Below are 244 nucleotides of genomic sequence, written 5' to 3'. Positions count from 1 at the left end.
GCACAAAACACTGCGGTATTTGGGCAAAATCAAAATACCGCATCGGCTCAACTTGATATGAGTAAATATAAAGTATTGGGTAAGCCAATTAATGGCAGCACCCAATCTCAACAGACGAGTGACCCTGAGCTTGATGCTGTGCCTACAACTCTTAAAAATGCATTTGCGCAAGCTATACAAGATGTCGAAAAAAACCAAGATTATGAAGTTACTCAAGCGTCAAAAACGTCATCACGTGTTGAGC

At 41.0% G+C, this 244-nt stretch carries 1 pseudogene; it reads left to right on the top strand.

The window, feature by feature from the left end:
* Positions 1–244, top strand: a pseudogene (locus tag AAEY68_RS21575) (general secretion pathway protein GspB); the annotation flags it as partial.

The organism is Pseudoalteromonas sp. RB2-MNA-CIBAN-0110 (assembly GCF_040309305.1).
GTDB classification, from domain to species: Bacteria; Pseudomonadota; Gammaproteobacteria; order Enterobacterales; family Alteromonadaceae; genus Pseudoalteromonas; species Pseudoalteromonas arctica.
This window is presented reverse-complemented; position numbering and strand designations above follow the sequence as displayed.